Origin of the sequence: uncultured Brachyspira sp. (genome assembly GCF_934747485.1) — a bacterium.
Taxonomy (GTDB): domain Bacteria; phylum Spirochaetota; class Brachyspiria; order Brachyspirales; family Brachyspiraceae; genus Brachyspira.
The window spans coordinates 1-23,410 of sequence record NZ_CAKVGN010000047.1 but is presented as its reverse complement, the minus strand read 5'-3'; the positions used below and the strand labels follow the sequence as shown (position 1 = coordinate 23,410).

The following is a 23,410-nucleotide window of genomic DNA, read 5'->3' as shown; positions in this document are numbered from 1 at the left end:
GCTATTTATATTATAAGGAATACCTACTTTATTTTAACTAAAAAACGTGCAATATCTATGGCTCCTAAACATTATTATCTTTTTCTTTATATTGTGTATTTGTTTTTTTGTAGTAAAATATATTACATTTAAATATTGGTAAATTATATATGACAGATAAAAAAATTAAGCAAGAAGAAAAATATAAATCTTTAACTCAATCTAATATAGAACCATTAATTATAAAAATGGCTATTCCTACAATTATTAGTATGCTTACAACATCATTTTATAATATGGCAGACACTTTTTTTGTAAGTAAAATTAATACTCAATCTACTGCTGCTGTTGGAATAGTATTTTCTATGATGGCTATAATACAGGCTATTGGTTTTTTCTTTGGGCATGGTTCCGGCAATTATATTTCTATTAGGTTAGGGGCTAAAGATACTCTTGAAGCTTCTAAAATGGCTGCTACGGGTTTTGTATCTGCTATGATAGTTGGCTTTATTATATTGATATTTGGAATTATTTTTATAAATCCTTTAGCACATATATTAGGCTCTACAAATACAATACTGCCTTATTCAAAAACATATATGAAATATATTTTAATAGGGGCACCATATATGACAGCTTCTATCGTACTTAATAATCAATTAAGACTTCAAGGTAATGCTTTATTTGCAATGATAGGTTTAATAAGCGGGGCTATAATCAATATAATATTAGACCCTCTTTTTATTTTTTATTTTGATATGGGCATAAAAGGTGCTGCTGTAGGCACTATAATAAGTCAATTTATAAGTTTTTGTGTATTATTAATTGGAGCAAATGTATGGGGTACGCTTCCTATTAAATTAAAAGATTTTTCTCCTAGTTTAGAAAAATATAAGGCTATAATTGTCGGCGGACTTCCTAGTCTTTGCAGGCAGAGTATATCAAGTTTTTCTACGGCTTTTTTAAATACATCTGCTTCTTTTTTTGGAGATGCGGCAATAGCTGCTATGTCTATAGTAAACAGGGTATCTATGTTTGCCAATTCATCAATTATAGGTTTTGGGCAAGGGTTTCAGCCTGTATGCGGTTTTAATTATGGGGCAAAAAAATATGATAGGGTAATACATGCTTTTTATTTTTGTGTAAGAGTTTCAACTATTGTGCTTATAATATTTGATTTTATCATTTTTACAAATTCTCATTTAATAGTGAGTCTTTTTAATAAAGAAGATGATGCATTGCTTGATGTTGCAAATAGAGCTTTACGTTATCAAGCATTAACTCTGCCTTTGTGGGGACTTATCACTTTATCGAGTATGATTCTCCAAACCACAAGAAAAACAATAAGAGCTTCAATATTAGCTTTAGCAAAGCAGGGGATATTTTTTATACCGATAGTTTATATATTGCCCAAATTTTTAGGATTGGTTGGTATAGAAATAGCTCAGCCTTTGGCAGATTTGTTTACTTTCATTATATCAATACCTTTAGGTTATAGTATAATAAGAGAAATGAAAATAGAATTAAAAAATAATATAAAAACAAGTTAATTATTAATATTTAACCATAATATATTTTTATAGTTTTATTTTATATGACTGAATTATATATAATGTTTTGACAATTTAACATTATAATGTATAATTTATGAGAATAATAATATGGATATCACGGAATATATAGATGAGAGAGATATTTTTACGATTAGAAAGTGATAATGTTGAAAAAAGACTACAAGCCCTTGATGAGTTAGCTAAACAAGTATCTATTGCCGACAAGAAGGCTGTTATTAAAGTATTAAAAGAACATATATTAGATTGGGACGAAGAGGTTAGGGTTAAAGTTGCTCATTTATTAAAATTATATATGGAGAAATAATATATGGCGAGAATAATATCTTTTTCTAGTGGAAAAGGTGGAGCTGGAAAAACTTTATGTTCCGTCAATTTTGCTAGTGAATTAGTTTCCAAAGGTTATAAGGTACTAGTTTTTGATATAGATATTAATTGTTCTAATGTTTTTATATTATTGCAGGTAAAGCCTCAGTCTAAATTACAGCAGTATTTTGAGGGTAATATTACTTTAAAAGATTGTGTATTAAATAGTCCTTTCAATATAGATGTTATTAGTGCGGGAGTTAATATACAAAAACTTCTTCCATTTGAAAGTGATTTTTATTTGTCAAAGCTTGCTAATGATTTAAAAACTTTATCTGAAGAGTATGATTATGTTATTATAGATTATGCTGCTGGTATAACGCAATCTATGATAAAGTTTTATGAGATTTCTGATGACATTATATTAATTGCTAATCCGGAAATAACTTCTCTTACTGATTTATACAGACTTATAAAAATGATATGTTCTGACAAAATTACAGAAAAGATTTATTTAATTGTAAACAAAGTAAAAAATATAGATTGGGCTGTTAATTTGTATAAAGAGATAAAAAAAGTTGTTGATAAATTTGAACTTAATATAGAACTTAATTTACTTGGACCAATATTATTTGATGAAGAAAAAGTAATGATGTCTATTCAAAAACGCACTCCATTAATAATTCTTTATCCGAGAACACCTATAAAAGGCGGTTTTTCTTTAGCGGTTACTAGGTATTTATATGATATAGGTGAAATGAAAGATGATAATAAAGATAAAACTTTTTCAGACTTCTTTTAATATTAATAAATTATAAAAAATAAATCAAACTAATAATTATAAAAAATCTATTAAAGGGCTTTTATATGTATTTAAGAAAAGTAATAGCACATAGAGGATTTTCTTATGATTATCCTGAAAATACTATGTTAGCATTTCAAAAAGCAATAGAACTTGGAATAAAATGTATAGAAACAGATGTAACAATATTGAAAGATGGTACGCTTGTATTATTTCATGATTATGAGACTAAAGACCATACAGATTTTGATGGTATTATAAATGATTTAGATTATAATGCTATACAGAATATAGATGCTGGTTCTTGGAAAGATGCGAAATTCAAAAACACTAGAATACCTACTCTAAAAGAGTTAATAGATTTATGTAAAAAAACAAATACAATAGTAAATTTAGAATTGAAAGGTGAAGCTTCAAAAAATGAAAAATATTGGGATAGCATAGTAGAAAATACTGTAAAAGCTGTAGCAGACAATAAAGCTGAAGATTTGATATTTTATTCTAGTTTTGAATTTGACATGCTTAGAACACTAAAAAAAATATCAAAAAACTCAAAATTTGGAATACTGCTTTGGGAAGAAACAGCTCATTGGAAAGATATAGCAGATGAATTAAAACCTCAGTCTATGCATTTATATGATAAAACTATAAATAAAGACTTAGTTAAAAAGATTAAAAATGAAGGATATGAGATTTATATATATACTGTAAATTCTTTAGAGCTTGCTAACGAACTTTATTCTATAGGAGTAGATGGTATATTTACAGATAAGCCAGATATATTTGATAAAAGACTATATTAAAATTATAAATAAAAAAGGAGATAATTTAAGAATTAACTTAATTTATCTCCTTAGAAAATATATGAATGATTATCTATAGTAATAATATCTCATTCTATATGAGTTTAATTGATTTAATTGCTCTTCTGTAAGAACATCTAAAACAGTAACATCTTTTTCTATTCTAAGATAATCAATTTCTTTTTCTAAATCTTTTCTTTGGCTTATTAAATCTTTTATTAAGTTTAAGTCTAAATCAATTTTTTCTCTTTCAAGCTTGAATTTATAATCAATACTTCTTTTTTGATATTCCAAATCATTGATTTTTAATTCATATTCATAAGATATTTGACCCATTTCTTCAAGCTGAGCATCTGTTAGATATATTCCAGCATTTCTGCACATTCTGTATATATCACCTCTAGGACCTCCCATATGTCTTGGTGCAGGAGGAGGAACTTCACCGCCTCTTGGAGCAGGTGGCTGAGCAAATGCCAATGCTGATACTAATGTTAATATTAATGTAGATAATAATAATTTTGATTTCATTTCTATATAACTCCTGTTTTGTTTTTGTATGTTATATTAGACGAAGTTATAGTTGTGAAAGTTCCCGATTATAATAAAAAAATACTATTATTTTTATAAAGTTATATATAAAATGTTGATTTTTTTATATATTAAATTATCATTATTATATAATGAATTATAGTTATTATAATTTATTAAATTTTTTATAGCGGAGTGTATAAATTATGGGAAAATTAGGAAGAGTTTTATGGTTAGTATTTGGAATATTACTTATTATATCAGGTATAGCTACTATATTTAATCCGGCAGAAACAGTATTATTGTTAGCATATATAATAGGTTTTTTAACAATATTCTCTGGTATAAGCACTATATTTTATTTTTTCAGTTTGAGGCATTTATCAAGTTCTCTTTTAATTTTGGCAGATGGTATAATAACAACTATATGTGGTATTATAATTATATCTAATCTTACAATCAGCGGTGCATTTATACCGTATATGGTTTCATTTTTTGTAATAGTGAGAGGGGTTATTGCTATATCTTCTTCTATAGAATTAAAAAAAGAGGGTTATAGTAAATGGGGATTATCATTATTTAGCGGAGTATTAACTTTATTAGCTGGAATTGTATTAGCATTCAATCCTATACTTGGTGCTGTTTATGTTAGTGTAGTTATTGGAATTGGTTTAATACTTTATGGTATTGTTACTTTGCAGCTTTGGTTTGCTTACGGTAATTTTTTTAAGGAGTAATATAAAATTTTAATATTAAAATATAATTAAAAAAATATTAATTTACTAATTGATAAAAAATAATATTGTTGTATAGTATTACTAATAACAATATTATTTTTTTTATTTTGAGGTAAAAGTATGCCAATATATGATGTAGAAATGATAAGAAAGTTTTATTTAAACTATTCTAATAAAGTTAATAGTATAAAACAAAAATTAAATAGAGCATTAACATTATCAGAAAAAATATTATATGCTCATTTGTATGATGAAAAAACTGTAAAAGATTTTAAGAGGGCGGAGGATTATGCAGATTTTCGTCCTGATAGGGTGGCAATGCAGGACGCTACAGCACAAATGGCATTACTTCAATTTATGAATGCTGGAAAAACTTCTTCTTCTGTACCTGCAACAATACACTGCGACCATTTAATAGAGGCTTGTAAGGGTGCTGAAGAGGATTTAAAAAATGCACTTAATGTTAATAAAGAAGTTTATAATTTTTTGGAAAGCGTTGCCAAAAAATACGGACTTGGTTTTTGGGAGGCAGGTTCTGGAATTATACACCAAATAGTTTTAGAAAATTATGCTTTTCCGGGCGGCATGATGATAGGAACAGATTCTCACACACCTAATGCTGGAGGGCTTGGAATGCTTGCTATAGGTGTAGGCGGAGCTGATGCAGTTGACGTTATGACAGGCATGGAGTGGGAGCTCAAAATACCCAATATAATAGGAGTAAAATTAACAGGTTCTTTAAATGGATGGGCAAGTGCAAAAGATGTGATATTAAAATTGGCAGGAATATTAACAGTTAAAGGAGGCACTAATTCTATTATAGAATATTTTGGAGAGGGGGCTTATAGTTTATCTGCTGCTGGTAAGGCTTCTATTTGCAATATGGGTGCGGAAGTTGGTGCTACTACCTCAATATTTCCTTATGACAATAATATAAAAGAATATTTAATTGCTACAGGACGCGAAGAGATTGCTAAACTTGCTGATGAAAACATAAATAATCTAAAAGCAGATGAAGAAGTATATCAAAATCCAGAGAAATATTATAATAAAATAATAGAGATTAATTTGTCTGAATTAGAACCATATATAAACGGACCATTTACACCGGATGCAGCATGCACTATAAGCGAGTTTGCTAAAAAGGTAAAAGAAAATAAATATCCTACAGCTATGGAAGTTGGATTAATAGGCTCTTGTACCAATTCTTCTTATCATGATTTGAGTAAAGCAGCTTCAATTGCCCGTCAGGTAATAGATAAAAAATTAAAAGTAAAATCAAAAATAATAATTAACCCCGGCTCTGAGGCTTCATATAATGCAGCTTTAAGAGATGGTATAATTGATGATTTCAAAAAAATTGGTGCTATTATAATGACTAATGCATGCGGACCTTGTATTGGGCAGTGGAATAGAGAAGAGAAAGACAATACAAGAGCAAACTCAATAGTAACATCTTTCAATAGAAATTTTGCTAAAAGGGCAGACGGTAACCCTAATACTCATGCATTCGTTGCCTCCCCTGAAACCGTAATGGCTTTAAGCATAGCAGGAGATTTGAGATTTAATCCTTTAAAAGATAGTTTAATTAATGAAGAGGGAAAAGAAGTTAAACTCGATGAGCCTGTTGGAATAGCTTTGCCAAAAAACGGACTTAGCACAGAAAACAAAAACAGACAAAATGTACCAGATAGCAGCATAGAAATTATAATAGATAAAGAGTCAAAACGCTTACAATTATTAAAACCTTTTGATAAGTTTAATATAAAAGATTTTGAAAATATGCCTTTGCTTATAAAAGTTAAAGGTAAATGTACGACTGACCATATATCAATGGCTGGTCCTTGGTTAAAGTTTAGAGGGCATTTAGAAAATATTTCAGACAATATGCTAATGGGGGCTGTTAATTTCTTTAATGACAAAACAAACTCTGTATTTAATAAATTAAGCAACAGTTATGAAGAAGTTTCAAAAACGGCAAAAGAATATAAGCAAAAAAATATTTCTTCTATAGTGGTTGCAGAAGAGAATTATGGAGAAGGTTCAAGCAGAGAGCATGCGGCAATGGAGCCAAGATTTTTGAATGTAAAAGCAGTGCTTGCTAAAAGTTTTGCAAGGATACATGAAACTAATCTTAAAAAACAGGGAATGCTTGCTATAACATTTAAAGATAAAGATGATTACAACAAGATAGAAGAAAAAGATAAAATAAGCATATTAGGGCTTGATGATTTTAGGCCTAAACAAAACTTAATAGTTAAAGTAATTCATCAAAATGGAAGTGAAGAGACTTTTGAAGCAGTTCATACATATAATGAAGTACAGATTGAATGGTTTAAAAACGGAGGAGCATTGAATAGTTTAATGAAAGATTAATTTATAGATAGAGAATTTATTTTGTCAAAAAAAATTTAAGTTTTTTATTTGTGGCGGCTTTGCCCCCCTGCGAAGCGTACCCGTAGGGTGCACGCCCCCACTTCTTTTATTGGTATAAAAGAAGCAAAAGAACTATAAATAAAATACATAGTTTATAATACATTTAAAATATATTTAATACTAATTATATATTTGCACTTTTTGCAACTTTTTGCGGCGGGAAAAAGTTGAATAAAAAACTTATATGATAAAATATAGTTATTTTAGTATATATTAAAAAATAAATAAAAAACAATTAATAACAATAGGATTTTAATATGAGTAAAATAGAAATGAAAAATGGTAAATTGATAGTACCAAATAAAGTTACAATTCCTTTTATAGAGGGGGACGGAGTAGGGGCTGAAATTACTCCTGCTTCTCAAATGGTTGTAAATGAGGCTGTAAAAAAAGCCTACAACGGAGAAAAATCTATTGAATGGCTTGAGGTGCTTGCAGGAGATAAGGCTCAAAAAGAGTTAGGTACTCCTTTGCCTGATGAAACTATAAACATTTTTAAAGAGTATCTTATAGGCATAAAGGGGCCTTTAACTACTCCTGTTGGAGAGGGTATGCGTTCACTCAATGTGTCACTTCGTCAGACTTTAGACCTTTATGTTTGTTTAAGACCTGTAAGATGGTTTAAGGGTACTTCTTCGCCTGTAAAAGAGCCTAATAAAGTTAATATGGTTGTGTTTAGAGAAAATACTGAAGATATATATGCGGGTATAGAATGGAAAACAGGCACAGAAGAAGCTAAGAAATTCTATAACTTTTTAAAAAATGAAATGGGTGTAACTAAAGTAAGATTTCCAGAAACATCATCTTTCGGAGTTAAGCCTGTATCTGAAGAAGGCTCTAAAAGACTCATACGTTCTGCAATAGAGTATGCTTTGGCAAATAAACTTCCTTCTGTTACTTTGGTTCATAAGGGGAATATAATGAAGTTCACTGAGGGCGGATTTAAAAAATACGGATACGAACTTGCAAGAAAAGAGTTTGCTCATAAAACTTTTACTATGGACGAGTATGCCGAAATAAAAAAAGAGTTTGGTGAAGATAAAGCAAAAGAGAAGTTAAAAGAAGCAAAAGAGCAAGGTAAACTCATAATAAAAGATAATATTTGCGATGCCTTCTTACAAAACACATTATTAAAACCGGAAGATTATTCTGTAATAGCAACATTAAACTTAAACGGCGATTATGTATCAGACCAATTAGCAGCTATGGTAGGAGGAATAGGAATAGCACCGGGAGGAAACATTAATTATAAAACGGGGCATGCTATTTTTGAAGCTACCCACGGCACAGCACCAGATATAGCAGGAAAAAATAAAGCCAATCCTTGTTCATTAATACTTTCTTCTGTGATGGCATTAGAATATTTAAATATGAATGAGGCTTCTAAATTAATAATAAATGCATTAGAGAAATCTTTTGAAAGCGGATATGCTACAGAAGATTTGGCAAGCTTTATGGATAATGGAACTGCACTTGGCACAAAAGAGTTTGCAGAAAAAATAGTTTCTATAATGTAAAAATATATATTAAAGGACATATTTATGAAAAAAGAATATTTATTGTACAAACTTTATGACCATTCAAGCAAAAGAATAAAAATAGATAGTGAACTTTTTCAGAAATATAATGTAAAAAAAGGTTTAAGAAATGAAGATGGAACAGGGGTGCTTGTAGGGCTTACAAATATTGGAGATGTTGTTGGATATGAAAGAGATAAAAACGGAAAAGTATGCCCTATAGACGGTAAGCTTTATTATAGAGGGTATGATTTAAATGATATTGCTAATGATATATTAACTAATAAGCGTTTTGGTTATGAGGAGGTTTGCTATCTTCTTCTTTCGGGTAAGCTTCCAGATATGGAGAGATTGCAGTCTTTTAAAGAGTTAATATCTGATAATATGTATTTAGATAAAAAAACTATAATGAATATAATAGATTTGGAAGGGCAAAATATTATGAATATACTTTCAAGAAGTGTGCTTGAGATGTATATTCATGACCCTAATCCTGAAGATTTATCATTAGAAAACTTAATGCTTCAATCTATTCAATTAATAGCAAGATTTCCGGCAGTTATTGCTTATGCTTATAATATGTTTCAATATAGTGTTAATCAAAAATATTTGCATATCACATTACCGAAACCAAAATATTCTATAGCAGAGAATTTTTTATATATGCTTAAGCAGGAGTTTAGTGAGTTAGAGGCAAGAATGCTTGATTTGTTTTTGATACTTCATGCAGAACACGGAGGCGGTAATAACTCTACATTTACAGTACGTGTTACAAGCTCTACAAGAACAGATACTTATTCAAGCATTTCTGCGGGTATTGGTTCTTTAAAGGGTGATTTGCACGGAGGGGCTAATGCTAAAGTAATGGATATGTTTATTCATTTGAAAGAGGCTATAGATAATTGGGAGAGCAAAAAAGAGATAGATGAATATTTAATGAAAATGCTTAACAAAGAAGCTTATGATAAGAGCGGACTTATATATGGAATGGGGCATGCTGTTTATACTTTATCAGACCCGCGTGCTGTTATATTAAAAGATTTGGCTCGTCAGCTTGCTAAGGAGAAGAAAAAAGAAAAAGAGCTTGCATTCATGGAGTTAATAGAAGAGAGGGCTATAGAATGTTTTATAAAGGTAAAAGGAGATAAAAAAAGAGTTTGTGCTAATGTAGACCTTTACTCTGGATTTATATATGAAATGCTTGGTATTGCTAAAGAGCTTTATACTCCGCTTTTTGCTATGTCAAGAATTGTGGGCTGGTGTGCTCATAGAATAGAAGAACTTAATTTTGATGACAGAAGAATCATAAGACCAGCGTATAAAAATGTTTCTGACCCTCAAGAGTTTATAACTATGGATAAAAGATAATTTTTTATAGAGATAATTTTTCAAGGAGTTTTATTTTGTATAAAGCTCCTTTTTTATTATTAGAGTTGTTTCAAAACATTAATAAATATTTACATTGTTTTTAGTTTAATATTTAATATATAATTAGTATTACTTTCTTAACTTGCACTTTTCGCGAAGCGTACCCGTAGGGTAAAAACTTTGACGAAGTCCGCAAAGCGAAGGCGGGAAAAAGTTGAATAAAACAAAATTTATAAGATAAAATATAGTTATTTAACTATATACTAGAAAATTTTTAGTTTATTATTTGTGGGGGCTAGTCCCCACACCCCCAGTTCTTTTTGTGGCCAAAAGAACCAAAAAGACTGCATTTTTAGGTAAAATACAAGTATTATATATATTCTAAGATATAGAGTAAAACACTTGTACTTTCGCGAAGCGTGTCCAAAGGGCGAAAACTTTTTACTATGGGAAAAGTTGAATAAAACAAAATTTATAAGATAAAATATAGTTGTTTAGATTTTTATAAAAACCTTTGAAAATATATTTAAACTTTATCTAATATAAGTGTTAAATCTTTTTTATCTATTACAATATTTGCTTCCTTTTTTAAAACTTCTTTAGCACAAAAGGCAGCCTTTTTTTTAGCATATTTAAACATACTTAAATCATTAGCCCCATCACCAACAGCTAAAGTATCTTCATAAGAAACATTAAGAAGCTTTTGTAATCTCACAAGCATATCCCCCTTGCTGTTTGAAAACATCATCTCGCCTCCAACTTTTCCTGTAAGTATATTGTTTTTTGTGTGAAATATATTTGCAAACTCTCCGTCTAAATTAAGCTTATCGGCAAATAGGGTGGTTGCATTTTTAAACCCTCCGGAAAAGCATACACATTTATAGCCTTTTTTGTGAAGCTCGTGAATGGTCTCTTTTGCTCCGTTCATTATAGGAAGGCTATTACAAATTTCATTAACAGTTTCTAATTTTATCCCTTTTAGTAAAGCAACTCTCATCTCTAAACTTTCAAAAAAATCAATCTCGCCTCTCATTCCTCTTGCAGTAATTTCAGAAATCTCTTTTGCAAAATTAGTTTCTCTTGCAATAATGTCTAAAGTTTCACCGTCCATCAAAGTGGAGTCAAAATCAAAAACTGCTAATTTCATTTATATTTTTCCTTATAGTGTATATCCTGAAGTAAGTTTAATATACTTTGGTTGATGAACTCCATCTATTTGTGATATTTTTTCTATCATGCTGCTGTCTATTAATCTATCAACGTTTATAGCCATTATAGACATATTGCTTCCTTTTATGTTTTCTGATACATTCATAGAACCAATATTTATTCCGTCGCTTGATAATACAGTTGCCACTTTTGCTATCATAGCAGGCTGGTTTATATGCGGTACTATTAATATATGAGGCTGAGGCTTTATTATAACATCATAATCATTTAACTTAACTATTCTTGCTATATTCTTAGATATTAAAGATACTGATACATTATTAACTTCTTTATCTGTAGTAAGTTTTACTTTTAGTATTCCTGTAAATGTAGAAGGAGTTTCAGATTTTATTGTTTTTACTTCTATTCCTCTTTGTTTTGCAAGATAAGGAGCATTAACATAGTTTACATCTTGAAGCATTGAAGATAATGCCCCTTTTAATACTGCCACTTCAAGAGGCTGAATATCTAAATTAATTAAATCTCCCTGTGCTGTTATTTCAAAAGATTTAATTTTGCCTGTTGATATTTGCATTATCATCTCACCTGCATTTTCTGCTATCTTCATATAGTCTTTTACAGGTTCTAATTTTTCAGGATTAAGCGAAGGTATATTAACAGCAGATTCAGTGTATCCTCCAGATAATACTTGTTTTATTTGTTTAGCAACATCTAAAGCAACATTAATTTGAGCTTCTTTTGTACTAGCACCAAGATGAGGTGTAAGTATTAAATTGTCATTTTTATATTCAACTAATGGGCAAGTCTCTATTTTTGGCTCATTTACAAAAACATCTACTGCAGCAGCTGCTATAGTGCCGTTTTCTAATGCATGTTTTAAATCTTCTTCGTTTATAAGTCCGCCCCTTGAACAATTTATAATGATAGCATTTTTTTTCATTTTAGATAAATTGTCTTTGTTTATGATATTATTTGTTTCAGGAGTTTTTGGTATATGAAGAGATAAATAATCAAGTTTAGGTAAAAACTCATCTAAAGAAGTTTCGTATACAGCTCCCACTTTTTGCACAATCTCTTCTGTGGCAAATGGGTCATATACTATAACTTTCATTCCAATAGAAAGAGCAATATGCACAACCTTTCTTCCAATTCTTCCGAACCCCATAACACCCAAAGTCTTTCCAAAAAGCTCATTTCCTGTAAACTTATCCCTGTTCCATTTAGCTTCTTTTGTAGAAACTACAGCAGGAACTATATTTCTTGATATGGCAAGCATTAAAGCAATAGTATGTTCTGATGCTGCAATAGTGTTTCCATCTGGAGAGTTTACTACTATTATTCCTTTCTCTGTAGCAGCTTCAACATCTATATTGTCAACACCAACACCAGCACGTCCTATAATTTTTAAGTTCTTTCCAGCTTCTATAATTTTTCTTGTTACTTTTGTCTGGCTTCTCACCATTAAAGCATCATATTCTCCTATAATGTTAGTAAGTTCATCTTCACTCATAGTTGGAAGAAATACTGTTTCAGAAACATCTGCTATTATATCCTTAACGCATTCATTTATCTTATCAGTTATCAAAACTTTCATTGTGCAATCTCCATTTAATTAATCTAATTTAAGTGTGTTATACTTTTTTAGTATTATTTTTTTATAATAATTTTTTAGTTCTTATTTATTATTTCGAGTGCATACTGCCGTATTCTTGTTATATAAGAATTAGAAAAATATTATTTGTTTAGCTCTTCTATTAGCTTTTTAACTCCGCTTCCAATTTCAAACTTGTATCCCAATTTAATTAAGCTCGCTTCCAATGCTCCTACTGCCATTATTAAATCCCTCTCGCATACAAATCCTAAAGTACCAATTCTAAATATTTTATTTTCTAAACTTCCTTGTCCATTAGCTACAATAATATCATAATCATCTTTCAAAGTCTTTCTTATATCTGGAACAGTTATTCCTTCTGGCGGAAGTATTGAAGTGATGGCATAGCTTGCGTTACTATCATCTTCTACAAAAAGTTTTAAGCCTATAGTTTTTATAGCGGCTCTTAAAGCAAGAGAAAGTTTTTTATGTCTTTTATTAACATTTTCAATTCCCTCTTCTTTAATCATTTTCAAAGATGCATGAAGTGAAGTGATGAGATTTACTGCAGGAGTAAAAGGAGTAGTGTCTTTAGCTAAAGATTTTTTATGCTCTTTCCAATTAAAATAAAAACTTGGATATTTACATTTTTCATGCATTTTAAAAGCTTCTTCGCTTGCAGTTAAAAATGAAAGTCCCGGAGCTATCATAAACCCTTTTTGAGAGCCTGATAATGCAACATCTATATTCCATTCATCAGTTTTAAACTCCATAGCACATAAACTTGTTATACCATCAACAACAGACAATGCTCCATATTTTTTTATTATAGAACATAATGTTTTTACATCATTAGCAGCACCTGTAGAAGTTTCACTATGAGTGAGTGTTACTATTTTTATGTCTTTGTTTTTATTTAAAGCCTCTTCAAGCATTTGAGGTTTAATTACTTCGCCAAGAGGAACTTCTAATTTTATTACTTCAGCCCCTCTGCTTTCTGCAATTTTTGCCCACCTTGCACCAAAGTTTCCAATCACTAAGCACAATACTTTATCGCCCTCATTAACAATATTTTCTAATGCAGCACACATTGCCCCAGTGCCGCTTGCTGTAAACAAAAATACATCATTCTTAGTTTGAAACACATATTTTAAATCTTCATAAACTTCTTTTAATATGTTTGAAAATTTTTTGCTTCTATGTGCCATAGGGTGTTTTGCCATTTCTATTAAAGCAGATTCTGGTACAGGTGTAGGTCCGGGTATCATTAAAAAAGTTTTGTCTCTCATAGTATAATCTCCTAAAAAATAGTCTGTTATGGTATATTTAGATATTATATTACTTTATACATATTTTACAATACTGTATTTAGTAATATTTTAAATAATTTTTTATATATATTTTTTAATAAATATTTTAATTTAAATCCGATGTGCAGTTTGGGCATTTTATAGCTTTAATATTTATATTAGAATAGCAATAAGGACATACTTTAATTTCTTTTTTATCTTCTTTCTTTTCTTTCGGCATTTTTTCTTGTATTTTATTTACAATCTTTATTATTATAAATATAGAAATTGCTGTGATTATAAAACTTATTATAGCATTAAAAAACATTCCAACACTTATAACAACCGCACCTGCATTTTTTGCCATGTCTAATGAAGTGTATGGACCTTGGTTTTCTATTCCTTTTTTTATCACTATAAATATATTAGAAAAATCTATTCCGCTAAGCATTAATCCTATTGGAGGCATTAAAATATCTTCTACAAATGAGTTTACTATTTTGCTAAAAGCAGAGCCTATTATAATACCAATAGACATATCTATTACATTTCCACGCATTATAAAGTTTTTAAACTCTTTAAGCATAAATTAGACTCCTTAATTTTACTGTTGTGTAATTATATAATATATTTAAAATTATTGTATTAGTTATGATACATTTATTTTTAATAGTTTTATTTATAGTATAAAAAATCTACAAGTCTATATTTTTTATGTATATAAATGATACATATATAAAAATGAGTATTTGCTCTATTTATAAAAACACACAATAAACGTATAAAAAATATACAGTTTGCTAAATAATATATGGCATGATTCTTGCATAATATATAGTGTAGCAAAAATAAAAAATTGCTGCTTACTATTAATTGAAAAAAGGAGATTTGGTTATGTCAAGAATATTTTTACCTGCTTTACATTCTATATTGGATGATTTTGATAATTTTTATAATGAAGAAAATAGCATTTATAAATATAGCGATTACAAGTTAGAGGAGAATGATAATAGCTATACAATAGAGATGGATATGCCGGGAGTAAAAAAAGAGGATTTGGATATTGGTATAAAAGAGAATATGCTTTCAATATACGCTGAGAGAAAGAAAGTAATGAAAAGTGATGATGGTGATAAAGAAGAAGTTGTTTCAAAATATGAACAGAGCTTTAACATTAGCGTGAAAGGAATAGATATTGAAAACATTTCTGCTAATTTTGAGAATGGAGTTTTAACTCTTACTCTTCCAAAAAAAGAAGAAGTTAAATATGAGAAAAAAATAGAGATAGCTTAAAAAATATAAAATAATAAAGGAGATTAGTATTATGTCAAGAATGTTTTTCCCAATGTTTAATAGTAGATGCCATAGCGGAGAAGGCTGTATGAGAGATTATTCTTTGTATCAAAGAAATTATAAAATATATGAAGATGGTAATGGCTATACAATAGAGATGGATATGCCGGGAGTAAAAAAATCAGATTTAGATATTGGAGTAAAAGAGAACATACTTTCAATATATGCTGAGAGAAAGAAAGTTATAAAAAGTGAAGAGGGTGATAAAGAAGAGGTTGTTTCAAAATATGAACAGAGCTTTAACATTAGCGATAAGTCTATAGATGTTGATAATATATCTGCTAATTTTGAGAATGGAGTTTTAACTCTTACTCTTCCAAAAAAAGAAGAAGTTAAGTATGAGAAAAGAATAGAAATAGCTTAAAAAATATATTGCCTTGTGAATGCATGCATTTATGATGCATGCATTTTTTATTTTAAAATTTAATTACATAAATAATATTTTGGATAATTTATTGTTTTAGTATATATCTAAACAATTATATTTTATCGTTTTTTTATTCAACTTTTTCCCGCCTTCGCTTTGCGGACTTCGTCAAAGTTGCAAAAAGTGCAAATAAAAAAATAATACTAAATCATAATAATTATATTTTATGTATAAAATAAATTATTAAGTTTAGATTAAATAAAATATAGCCTTTTTGCTTCTTTGTGGCAATACCTAAAGGTACTTCCTTCGGTCGCAAAAGAAGTGGGGGTGTGTACCCTATGGGCACGCTTCGCAGGGGGTAAAGCCACCACAAATAAAAAAAACTAATTTTTGTTAATAGATTTTAACACATATATAATTACTAAATAATATAATCGTTAGCGATGCTTCTTAATCTCTTAGCTCCAAGTACATGGAAATGTCTTAATTTTCTTAATGTTTCACTAGAGAATGTATTTAATGGCACATAAACTATCTCTACTTTTGTTGTCATTTTAGCGAACTCTTTTAATATGTTTGAAGGCGGAGTAGGAGCAACATAACCTAAATATTTATCTACAGAATAAACTATAGCAGTATACAACAATAAATCAGCATAATTTCTCACTATACCGTCTTTTTTAAGTTTAGCATATTCTCTCCATACATCATACGGAGCTTGCGGAGGCATTAAAGAAGCATAACCTCCAAAAAAGCATTTTGATATGCCGGGACCAACTAAAGTATTACCGGGCTCTGTTGAATAAAGTATTAAATCGCTGTCATCATGTGCTTCGCTATACCAAACTATATTCCAATCATAATTTTCATCATGTTCCTCATCAAATATCACAACCATGTGCCCAATATTGCCTTTTATCTTTGGAATCTCTTTAACATATATCTCTTTTTTATAATAATTTCTTATAGTTTCACGCATATCAATACCGTCTTTAATGCTCACCTTAAAAGGTTCTATTTTTGCTTTATCTTCTGTAAGCATGTTTCTAATTTTGTTTCTAAGTATATTCATATGCTTTTCCATAAGCACGTCTTCAGGTATATGCGAAAGTAAATTAGTTCTCTTATTCCAAGTATCAGCCCATTCACCCTCATATTTTTCTTTTGGGCGGGTTGTTACATGCACTTTCTTAAAAGAAGTTTTCCATATGTTATCATATTGATGAAGCTTTATTTTTTTGTCTTTTAATAAGCCTTCCATTCCATTAGTGGCAGGGTCTCGGTTTAATTTTATTGTAGGATAATCTTCATCTTCATCTGTATAATAAGGATAATATTCCATACCTTCCATTACTTCCAAAGCATAATCATTGTTAATCATACACTTTGAAGCTGTAAGCATATCTATATAATCAGGAAGAATATAATTGTCTAATATGCATAAGTTTCTTAAATACTTCATCATATTCTTTTGCTGCAGCATAGATATAGGAAGCTTGTATCTTAATTTAGCCTCTCTAAAGATAGTTTCTATAATTTCTATTTTATCAAACTTTTCTAATTCATTGTTTCTGTATTTTTCATACATATAAGAAGTAAATGGAAACTCTCCAAGCACTTTACTTATTGAGTTTTTATGTATGTTAAATATTTTGTTATTATCTTCATTATACTCAATTTTTTCATCATTAATTTCGTTTTTATCTTTTTTGAGTAAATTTAAAATATTATCCCAATGCGACATTCCGCAAACGAATAATATTCTTTCATGCTTTTGAGAGATATTAGCTAATTCTCTAGCCATAAATAATTCTCTCTCTTCATCTGTTTTAGTTTTTACAAATGAATAATTATTTTTTACTTCATTATAAAAACTTTCAAGCCCAATTTTATTTAGTAAATAATCATCAGGCATAAGATAATGAGAGTTGGCATTTATTGATGTGATATCTTTATCTATTGTATATAGCGGAAGCTCTTCATCTATTGAAAGCCTTATAGCTTCTATAATAGAATCGCAAGGGTCAATAGGTATATAAACAGCTTCATTTTCTATTTCTCTTATAATTAGGCTTACAAATGGAAGCCTTGCAACGGCATTTTTTAGAGATTTATAAAAGTTTAAAGGCTGTTCTACCACTATAGCATCGGGCTTAAAATTATAAAAAGCTTCTCTCACAGCCAAAGCAAAATATACTCTTGAATGTATAGAGGGTATAGCTAAAATATTATTATATCTTAAAACATTAGAATCAATATTAACTATATTACTCATAACAAATTAATCAAAAAAAGAATCAATTATACTATCAAGATTACTGCTGTCTTCCAAATAAGTATCACAAACATTACAAGTTTCTTGAGGTATTTTGTCTTTTATAAATAAGTCAGTAGTAAGAGTAGGACAAGAAGAGCTAGGCAATTTACCGCTTCTTGCACACACTTCTAATCTAATAACATTTTCAGGCTGAGAATACCAAGTAGGTTTTATATCTTTTAATGCTTCAACCATATATTTACCCCAAATAGGAGCAGCAACTCTTCCTCCAACTTGATGATTACCAAGAGAATATTTGAAAGAGTCAAAACCAATCCATATACCAGTTGTAAGTTCAGGAGTATATCCCACAAACCAAGCATCTTTCCAATCGTTTGAAGTACCTGTTTTTCCGGCACCTCTTCTTGTAAATCCAGCCTCATACATAGCACTTGTTGCAGTACCGCCTCTAAGTACGCCTGCTAATATATCGCTAATCATATAAGCCACTTCTTCGCTCATCACCTGTTTAGCTCCGCCTTTGAGAGTAATTTCTCTTTTTAAATCCTCTTCAAAATTATCCATCATAACGCCGTATCTGTCTGTAACATATCTTATAAGTATAGGATCAACCTCTTTACCTTTGTTTGCTATAGTGGCAAATCCTGTAGTAAGTTCTAATGGAGTAAATAGCCCCGTACCAAGTCCTAATGTTAAATCTGGGTTAAACATTCTCTTAGATTTAGCATCATCAGGCTCTGCTTTAAATATAGGTTCTATATATCTTATGGCATTTGTAATACCAACATAATTTACAACATTAACAGTAGCAATATTAAGCGAAACGGCTAAAGCATATCTTAAGCTAACATCTCCTTTAAAATTACCAGAATAGTTTTTTGGTATCCATACCTTTCCTTCTTCTCCTTCCTCTGGTACAAATCCAATAGGAGCATCGCTTACTATAGTTGCTGGGTTATAATTAGTTATATCCATAGAAGCAGCATATACAAAAGGCTTGAATGCACTTCCTGCCTGTCTTCTCGCTTGAGTAGCTCTGTTAAATTGGTTTCTTGGAGTAAATCCTGAACCTCCAACCATAGAAACTATATATCCGTTTCTTGGGTCTATTGCAACTAATGCTCCTTCTATCTGGCGGGATAATTCTGCCTCATCTGCTTTCATTACTTCCATCATAATGTCATTAACTTCTTCCATACCAAACATATCTGAAATAAGTGCGAGTGAACTTGATGTGTCTTGGTTAAGAAGCGAACGAACTGATATGGAGAATTTGTTTTTAGCCATATTTTCTGGAAGTTCAAAGAGTAAAGAAAGCATTTCTACTTTATCTATAAGCTCTCTGTCGTAGATAGTGCTTATGTCCATAGAACCGCCTTCATATTTATCATTATATTCTTTTAAGGCTTCTGTTAATAATTTTTGTGCAGCTTCCTGTTTTTCTATGTCTATAGTAGTATATATTTTAAGTCCGTCTTCTTTTAATGCTTTTTCACCGTATTTATCAATCAATTCTCTTCTAACATATTCTGTAATATATGGAGCTCTGTCTATTGAAGCACTGTAAGCAGTAGAGCCTCTTCTTCCTATCTTTCCGCTATAAGAAGCCCAGAATTCTTTGTAGGCATTATCTGCTTCATCTTTGCTTATAAACTTCAAATCTGTCATTCTTTTTAAAACAACTTTATGTCTGCTCATAGATATATTCGGATTATTAATAGGCGAATATGTGTTTGGTGAAGGAGGAAGTGTTGCAAGCAAAGCACATTCTGCTAAATCCAAATCTTCTACATTCTTATTAAAATAAAATCTGCTTGCAGCCTGTACTCCGTAAACCGAATGGCCGAAAAATATTTGATTGAAATATAATGTTACTATTTCTTCTTTAGTTAATCTCTTTTCTATTTGAAATGTTACCCATATCTCTTTTAATTTTCTTATAATAGTTCTTTCTCTGGATTTTAATACTATTCCTCTTGCTACCTGCTGAGTTAGCGTGCTTGCTCCTCTTGGTCTTTTACCAACAATCATATTACCAATAGTGCCTCTAAATATACCTATTATATCTATACCGTCATGTTTCATGAAATTATTATCTTCCATAGATATAATTGCTTCTATAAGATGAGGAGGCAAATCTTTATATTCCACCAATGACCTTTGTTCCGAGAAAAACTCTGATATCACTTCGCCTTTTATGTCATATATTTTTGTTGGTATTGTAGGTTTATATAGTTCTACTGCTTGAACGTCTGGCTGCCTTATAATATCTGCTATTAAAAATGCGAATACTAAAGTGCCTATAGAAAATATTATAACCAATACTGCTATATATATTTTTATGAATTTATTAAGGTTTACTGTATTATATTTATTTTTTAAATTAGATAGTTTGTTTTTGAAAAAATCTTTTACTTTCAATTTTTTATCCTAAATATTTTAAAGTTATTCTCTATATTATAAAATAATTATTCAATTAATCAAGCATATAAATTATAGTTGATTTTAAAATAATTATAAAATTTTAGTTATTAATAGAGTAATATCATCGAATTGAGCAACCTCATCTCTAAATGCAACAGTTTCTTCTACTATATCATCTAATAACTCTTTAGGATTATCATAATCATTTTTAAGCAATTCTTTTAATCTATCATCTCCATAAACTTCATCAAATCTATTGAAAGTATCTGTTACTCCATCTGTAAATAATACTATTGTATCATCTGAAGAATATGATATTTTGTTATTTATGTATGTTTCATTTTTTATAAACCCTAATGGTTTGCCTTTTGTATGCATTTCTTCTAATATCTTTGTGTTAGAAGAATTATCTTTTCTTACTAAATATTGAGGCAAATGTCCGGCATTAGAATAAGTTAAAGTTTTGTTTTTTGTGTCTATTACAAGCAAGAAACAAGTAACAAACATACCGTTTTTAGAATCTTCAAAAATATGCCTATTAGTATATTTTAATATGCTTGCAGGGTCGTCTATTTGAGAGAAATAAACTCTTAATATAGACCTTGTCATAGTCATAAAGAAACCGGCACCCAAGCCTTTTCCTGATACATCAGCTATTATAAGAGCATATTTACTGCTGCTTATTTTGATATAATCATAAAAGTCTCCGCCTACATTTTTACTTGGTATGCTTATAGCAGCTATATCAAATAAATTATCATTTGGGAAATGTGTTGGAAGTACGCTTTTTTGCAATTGTTCTGTATAGTTAATTTCTTCTGTAAGAGATTCTTTTATTTTTGACTCTTCAGATAAAAGTATATGCATATAGTTTTCGCCTAATTGCTGAGCCAGCATTTCTAATAACATTAAATTACTTAAATTATATGGCTTATTAATGTTTCTCTCTGTAGCACATAAAAAGCCTATTATTTCATCTTTTATGATTATAGGTGCTGCTATAAAACTTTCTCTTTTATATCTTAAAGATTTATTTGGTTTAAATCTATGGTCTTTAGAAACATTTACAGAATAAACAGGTTTTTTAGTTTTTAATATTTCTGCAAGTACATTATCTTCTACCGTAACTACCCCATATTGCAAAATATCTTCATCAATACCTATTGCAGCTTTAAATTTGAAGACTCCATTTTCTTTTAGTATCACAGAAACCCTGTGTGCCTCAAAGGCTTCGCATACTATGCTAATATTGTTATTAAGTATTTCATCAACTGTTTCGCATCTATTAATAGATATAGACATCTCATATAAAGCAGCAACTTCATATGCTCTTGATTGTGCTTTTTCATAATTAATTTTATTAACTAAAGATAAAGATACTAAATGTGCAAAAGATTTCATTAATACAGTATCTTTTTCTATAAAATTGCCGTTTTTTTTGTTTAGAAGAAATATTGCTGCTATGTTTCTTTTTCTTATTTTTACAGGTACAAATAATATATTTTTTAATTCGTTTCCTATCATGTCTTTCAAAGGTACAAAATTTGAATCTTCTTTAGGGTCATTAGAATATAATGAAGCTGATGTAGTGTATGCTCTTACTGCTATTGGTTTATCATTATCTATAATAGAACCGAAACATTTATCGCCTAAAGGACCTATAGACATTTCAAAGTTTAGATTATTTAATTCTTGATCTACTAAATATAAAAGTATTGTGTTTGAATTCATTACGGCTTTTATTTCAGATATAAGAGTTATTAAACTTTCTTCATAATCTGTTGAAGAATTCATTTTTTTTATGATATTAGAAAACACCTCAATTTGTTTTTCGGGGTTATCCATTATTTCATTTATATTCACTAAAACCTCTACATATTAGCCGTTTGAAGTAGATTATATCATAGTGTATTTTATAGTCAATATAGATTTAATATAATATTGTCATGGAGCCATAGATATTGTACTTTTACTTGCTATAATATTTTCGATTCTTTCTTTGATTGTAATATAACCTAACGAAGAAATCAATCTTTGATTGTTATAAAAATGTGTATATTCTTTTAATTTTTCTCTTAATAATTCTACAGTTATATTTTTATTTAATCGTGAGTAAAATTCTCTTTCGTCTATGCCGTGTACTCTTTCTGCTGCACCATTGTATCTTGGTGCTGCTACAGGAATATATCTTCTCTCTAATTTATTTTTCAAGCAGTATTCATCAAAAATATTTATTTTAGAGCTATTGATACAGCGATAAGTATATTCTATACCATTGTTACCATACCTAAAGGTACTCCCTATGGCCGCAGGCACTTCCTTCGGCCGCTGTTTGTATAGATTTTATCTTAAAAGGTGAAGTTTTTAAGACATATTTTAAGAAAGATAAAGCACTATAAGGTGTTTTATCCTCATAGATTTGCCTATGCCTTTACGATTTAAATATGCTTTAATATAATGTTTACCTCGATATTCTTTAGTATAGAGTTTAATAATTAAATTAATCGCTTCTTGATTATCAAAGATGTTTGGAGAAGTTTTCGGTCTAGTGCTAAAATTGGCGACAGTTCCAGTGTCTTTATATTTTTTAAGCCAAGCATAAAAAGTAGATTTGGGTATTTCTTCTATCTTTAAAAATCTTTTAATATTTTTAGTTTCTAATGCTTCATCCACTATAAATAATTTAAATTCTGTGCTATAATCTTTTTTCATAGTAGTATCCTTTTGTTTGTTTTCTATATCAAAAAATATTATAACAAGGATACTGCTTTTTTTATACTAAAAAATGTCCAATATCTCACACTCCTTAACAAAAGATAGTTGCATATTACTTGACAATTTAATTGTATATGATACAATATAATAAAAAGGAGAAAGTTTAAATGAAC

The 23,410-nt window shown here is 29.4% G+C and carries 20 protein-coding genes; 10 read left to right on the top strand and 10 right to left on the bottom strand.

Annotation, left to right across the window (positions count from 1 at the left end; translation table 11 throughout):
* The first annotated feature begins 149 nt into the window (after nucleotides 1–149).
* From Q0H31_RS09115 to Q0H31_RS09100, 4 genes are all read left to right on the top strand, one after another.
* Nucleotides 150–1,529, top strand: a complete 1,380-nt coding sequence (locus Q0H31_RS09115; RefSeq protein ID WP_295297474.1) for an MATE family efflux transporter — start codon at nucleotides 150–152, stop codon at nucleotides 1,527–1,529.
* A 133-nt stretch (nucleotides 1,530–1,662) separates the two neighbouring features.
* Complete coding sequence (locus tag Q0H31_RS09110) at nucleotides 1,663–1,857, top strand: hypothetical protein (protein WP_295297473.1); 195 nt, start codon at nucleotides 1,663–1,665, stop codon at nucleotides 1,855–1,857.
* A gap of 3 nt (nucleotides 1,858–1,860) precedes the next feature.
* Nucleotides 1,861–2,658, top strand: coding sequence for an AAA family ATPase (locus Q0H31_RS09105; protein WP_295297471.1), 798 nt, complete (start codon nucleotides 1,861–1,863; stop codon nucleotides 2,656–2,658).
* Between the two features lie 65 nt (nucleotides 2,659–2,723).
* Nucleotides 2,724–3,461: a glycerophosphodiester phosphodiesterase family protein gene (locus tag Q0H31_RS09100; RefSeq protein ID WP_295297470.1), complete on the top strand. Its 738-nt coding sequence runs from the start codon at nucleotides 2,724–2,726 to the stop codon at nucleotides 3,459–3,461.
* Between the two features lie 69 nt (nucleotides 3,462–3,530).
* Here the strand turns inward: Q0H31_RS09100 and Q0H31_RS09095 are convergent, their stop codons facing one another.
* The gene (locus Q0H31_RS09095; protein ID WP_295297468.1) at nucleotides 3,531–3,989 is read right to left on the bottom strand and encodes a hypothetical protein; all 459 of its coding nucleotides are present in this window, start codon (nucleotides 3,987–3,989) and stop codon (nucleotides 3,531–3,533) included.
* A gap of 206 nt (nucleotides 3,990–4,195) precedes the next feature.
* On the opposite strand from Q0H31_RS09095, the gene Q0H31_RS09090 reads away from it, so the two are divergent.
* The 4 genes from Q0H31_RS09090 to Q0H31_RS09075 all read left to right on the top strand — a co-directional run bounded on the left by Q0H31_RS09090 (nucleotide 4,196) and on the right by Q0H31_RS09075 (nucleotide 10,047).
* Nucleotides 4,196–4,726, top strand: coding sequence for an HdeD family acid-resistance protein (locus Q0H31_RS09090; protein ID WP_295297466.1), 531 nt, complete (start codon nucleotides 4,196–4,198; stop codon nucleotides 4,724–4,726).
* 120 nt (nucleotides 4,727–4,846) lie between these two features.
* Entirely contained in the window at nucleotides 4,847–7,102 is a 2,256-nt protein-coding gene (locus Q0H31_RS09085; RefSeq protein ID WP_295297464.1) for an aconitate hydratase, read from the top strand.
* A 317-nt stretch (nucleotides 7,103–7,419) separates the two neighbouring features.
* A complete protein-coding gene (icd, locus tag Q0H31_RS09080) occupies nucleotides 7,420–8,679 on the top strand; it encodes an NADP-dependent isocitrate dehydrogenase (RefSeq protein ID WP_295297462.1) in 1,260 nt (419 codons plus the stop codon).
* 24 nt (nucleotides 8,680–8,703) lie between these two features.
* Nucleotides 8,704–10,047, top strand: a complete 1,344-nt coding sequence (locus Q0H31_RS09075; RefSeq protein WP_295297460.1) for a citrate/2-methylcitrate synthase — start codon at nucleotides 8,704–8,706, stop codon at nucleotides 10,045–10,047.
* Between the two features lie 526 nt (nucleotides 10,048–10,573).
* Here Q0H31_RS09075 and serB read toward each other — a convergent pair.
* The 4 genes from serB to mscL all read right to left on the bottom strand — a co-directional run bounded on the left by serB (nucleotide 10,574) and on the right by mscL (nucleotide 14,683).
* On the bottom strand, nucleotides 10,574–11,194 hold the full coding sequence (gene serB, locus Q0H31_RS09070) for a phosphoserine phosphatase SerB (RefSeq protein WP_295297458.1): 621 nt from the start codon (nucleotides 11,192–11,194) through the stop codon (nucleotides 10,574–10,576).
* A gap of 12 nt (nucleotides 11,195–11,206) precedes the next feature.
* A complete protein-coding gene (gene serA / locus Q0H31_RS09065) occupies nucleotides 11,207–12,811 on the bottom strand; it encodes a phosphoglycerate dehydrogenase (protein WP_295297456.1) in 1,605 nt (534 codons plus the stop codon).
* 140 nt (nucleotides 12,812–12,951) lie between these two features.
* A complete protein-coding gene (locus Q0H31_RS09060) occupies nucleotides 12,952–14,097 on the bottom strand; it encodes an alanine--glyoxylate aminotransferase family protein (protein WP_295297454.1) in 1,146 nt (381 codons plus the stop codon).
* Nucleotides 14,098–14,224: 127 nt separating this feature from the next.
* Entirely contained in the window at nucleotides 14,225–14,683 is a 459-nt protein-coding gene (mscL, locus tag Q0H31_RS09055; RefSeq protein ID WP_295297452.1) for a large conductance mechanosensitive channel protein MscL, read from the bottom strand.
* A 308-nt stretch (nucleotides 14,684–14,991) separates the two neighbouring features.
* On the opposite strand from mscL, the gene Q0H31_RS09050 reads away from it, so the two are divergent.
* Together Q0H31_RS09050 and Q0H31_RS09045 are read left to right on the top strand one after the other, a co-directional pair.
* Nucleotides 14,992–15,390 carry an Hsp20/alpha crystallin family protein gene (locus tag Q0H31_RS09050; protein WP_295297450.1) on the top strand — a complete coding sequence of 133 codons (399 nt, stop codon included), beginning with the start codon at nucleotides 14,992–14,994 and terminating at the stop codon, nucleotides 15,388–15,390.
* Between the two features lie 88 nt (nucleotides 15,391–15,478).
* Nucleotides 15,479–15,814 (top strand): Hsp20/alpha crystallin family protein, encoded by a 336-nt coding sequence (locus Q0H31_RS09045; RefSeq protein WP_295297476.1) that lies wholly within the window; start codon nucleotides 15,479–15,481, stop codon nucleotides 15,812–15,814.
* A gap of 427 nt (nucleotides 15,815–16,241) precedes the next feature.
* Here Q0H31_RS09045 and Q0H31_RS09040 read toward each other — a convergent pair whose 3' ends face one another.
* The 5 genes from Q0H31_RS09040 to Q0H31_RS09020 all read right to left on the bottom strand — a co-directional run bounded on the left by Q0H31_RS09040 (nucleotide 16,242) and on the right by Q0H31_RS09020 (nucleotide 23,234).
* The gene (locus tag Q0H31_RS09040; protein ID WP_295297448.1) at nucleotides 16,242–18,095 is read right to left on the bottom strand and encodes a conjugal transfer protein TraB; all 1,854 of its coding nucleotides are present in this window, start codon (nucleotides 18,093–18,095) and stop codon (nucleotides 16,242–16,244) included.
* Nucleotides 18,096–18,101: 6 nt separating this feature from the next.
* Nucleotides 18,102–20,519, bottom strand: coding sequence for a penicillin-binding protein 1A (locus tag Q0H31_RS09035; RefSeq protein ID WP_295297446.1), 2,418 nt, complete (start codon nucleotides 20,517–20,519; stop codon nucleotides 18,102–18,104).
* A 93-nt stretch (nucleotides 20,520–20,612) separates the two neighbouring features.
* A complete protein-coding gene (locus Q0H31_RS09030; protein WP_295297444.1) occupies nucleotides 20,613–22,385 on the bottom strand; it encodes a SpoIIE family protein phosphatase in 1,773 nt (590 codons plus the stop codon).
* An 81-nt stretch (nucleotides 22,386–22,466) separates the two neighbouring features.
* Nucleotides 22,467–22,838 carry an integrase core domain-containing protein gene (locus Q0H31_RS09025; RefSeq protein ID WP_295297442.1) on the bottom strand — a complete coding sequence of 124 codons (372 nt, stop codon included), beginning with the start codon at nucleotides 22,836–22,838 and terminating at the stop codon, nucleotides 22,467–22,469.
* Nucleotides 22,839–22,898: 60 nt separating this feature from the next.
* Nucleotides 22,899–23,234: a hypothetical protein gene (locus tag Q0H31_RS09020; protein WP_295297440.1), complete on the bottom strand. Its 336-nt coding sequence runs from the start codon at nucleotides 23,232–23,234 to the stop codon at nucleotides 22,899–22,901.
* Nucleotides 23,235–23,410 lie beyond the last annotated feature (176 nt).

Bases quoted from the DNA above. Each gene is read 5' to 3' on its own strand.
- Q0H31_RS09115 (WP_295297474.1), top strand. From the start codon at position 150: ATGACAGATAAAAAAATTAAGCAAGAAGAAAAATATAAATCTTTAACT.
- Q0H31_RS09110 (WP_295297473.1), top strand. From the start codon at position 1,663: ATGAGAGAGATATTTTTACGATTAGAAAGTGATAATGTTGAAAAAAGA.
- Q0H31_RS09105 (WP_295297471.1), top strand. From the start codon at position 1,861: ATGGCGAGAATAATATCTTTTTCTAGTGGAAAAGGTGGAGCTGGAAAA.
- Q0H31_RS09100 (WP_295297470.1), top strand. From the start codon at position 2,724: ATGTATTTAAGAAAAGTAATAGCACATAGAGGATTTTCTTATGATTAT.
- Q0H31_RS09095 (WP_295297468.1), bottom strand. From the start codon at position 3,989: ATGAAATCAAAATTATTATTATCTACATTAATATTAACATTAGTATCA.
- Q0H31_RS09090 (WP_295297466.1), top strand. From the start codon at position 4,196: ATGGGAAAATTAGGAAGAGTTTTATGGTTAGTATTTGGAATATTACTT.
- Q0H31_RS09085 (WP_295297464.1), top strand. From the start codon at position 4,847: ATGCCAATATATGATGTAGAAATGATAAGAAAGTTTTATTTAAACTAT.
- icd (WP_295297462.1), top strand. From the start codon at position 7,420: ATGAGTAAAATAGAAATGAAAAATGGTAAATTGATAGTACCAAATAAA.
- Q0H31_RS09075 (WP_295297460.1), top strand. From the start codon at position 8,704: ATGAAAAAAGAATATTTATTGTACAAACTTTATGACCATTCAAGCAAA.
- serB (WP_295297458.1), bottom strand. From the start codon at position 11,194: ATGAAATTAGCAGTTTTTGATTTTGACTCCACTTTGATGGACGGTGAA.
- serA (WP_295297456.1), bottom strand. From the start codon at position 12,811: ATGAAAGTTTTGATAACTGATAAGATAAATGAATGCGTTAAGGATATA.
- Q0H31_RS09060 (WP_295297454.1), bottom strand. From the start codon at position 14,097: ATGAGAGACAAAACTTTTTTAATGATACCCGGACCTACACCTGTACCA.
- mscL (WP_295297452.1), bottom strand. From the start codon at position 14,683: ATGCTTAAAGAGTTTAAAAACTTTATAATGCGTGGAAATGTAATAGAT.
- Q0H31_RS09050 (WP_295297450.1), top strand. From the start codon at position 14,992: ATGTCAAGAATATTTTTACCTGCTTTACATTCTATATTGGATGATTTT.
- Q0H31_RS09045 (WP_295297476.1), top strand. From the start codon at position 15,479: ATGAGAGATTATTCTTTGTATCAAAGAAATTATAAAATATATGAAGAT.
- Q0H31_RS09040 (WP_295297448.1), bottom strand. From the start codon at position 18,095: ATGAGTAATATAGTTAATATTGATTCTAATGTTTTAAGATATAATAAT.
- Q0H31_RS09020 (WP_295297440.1), bottom strand. From the start codon at position 23,234: ATGAAAAAAGATTATAGCACAGAATTTAAATTATTTATAGTGGATGAA.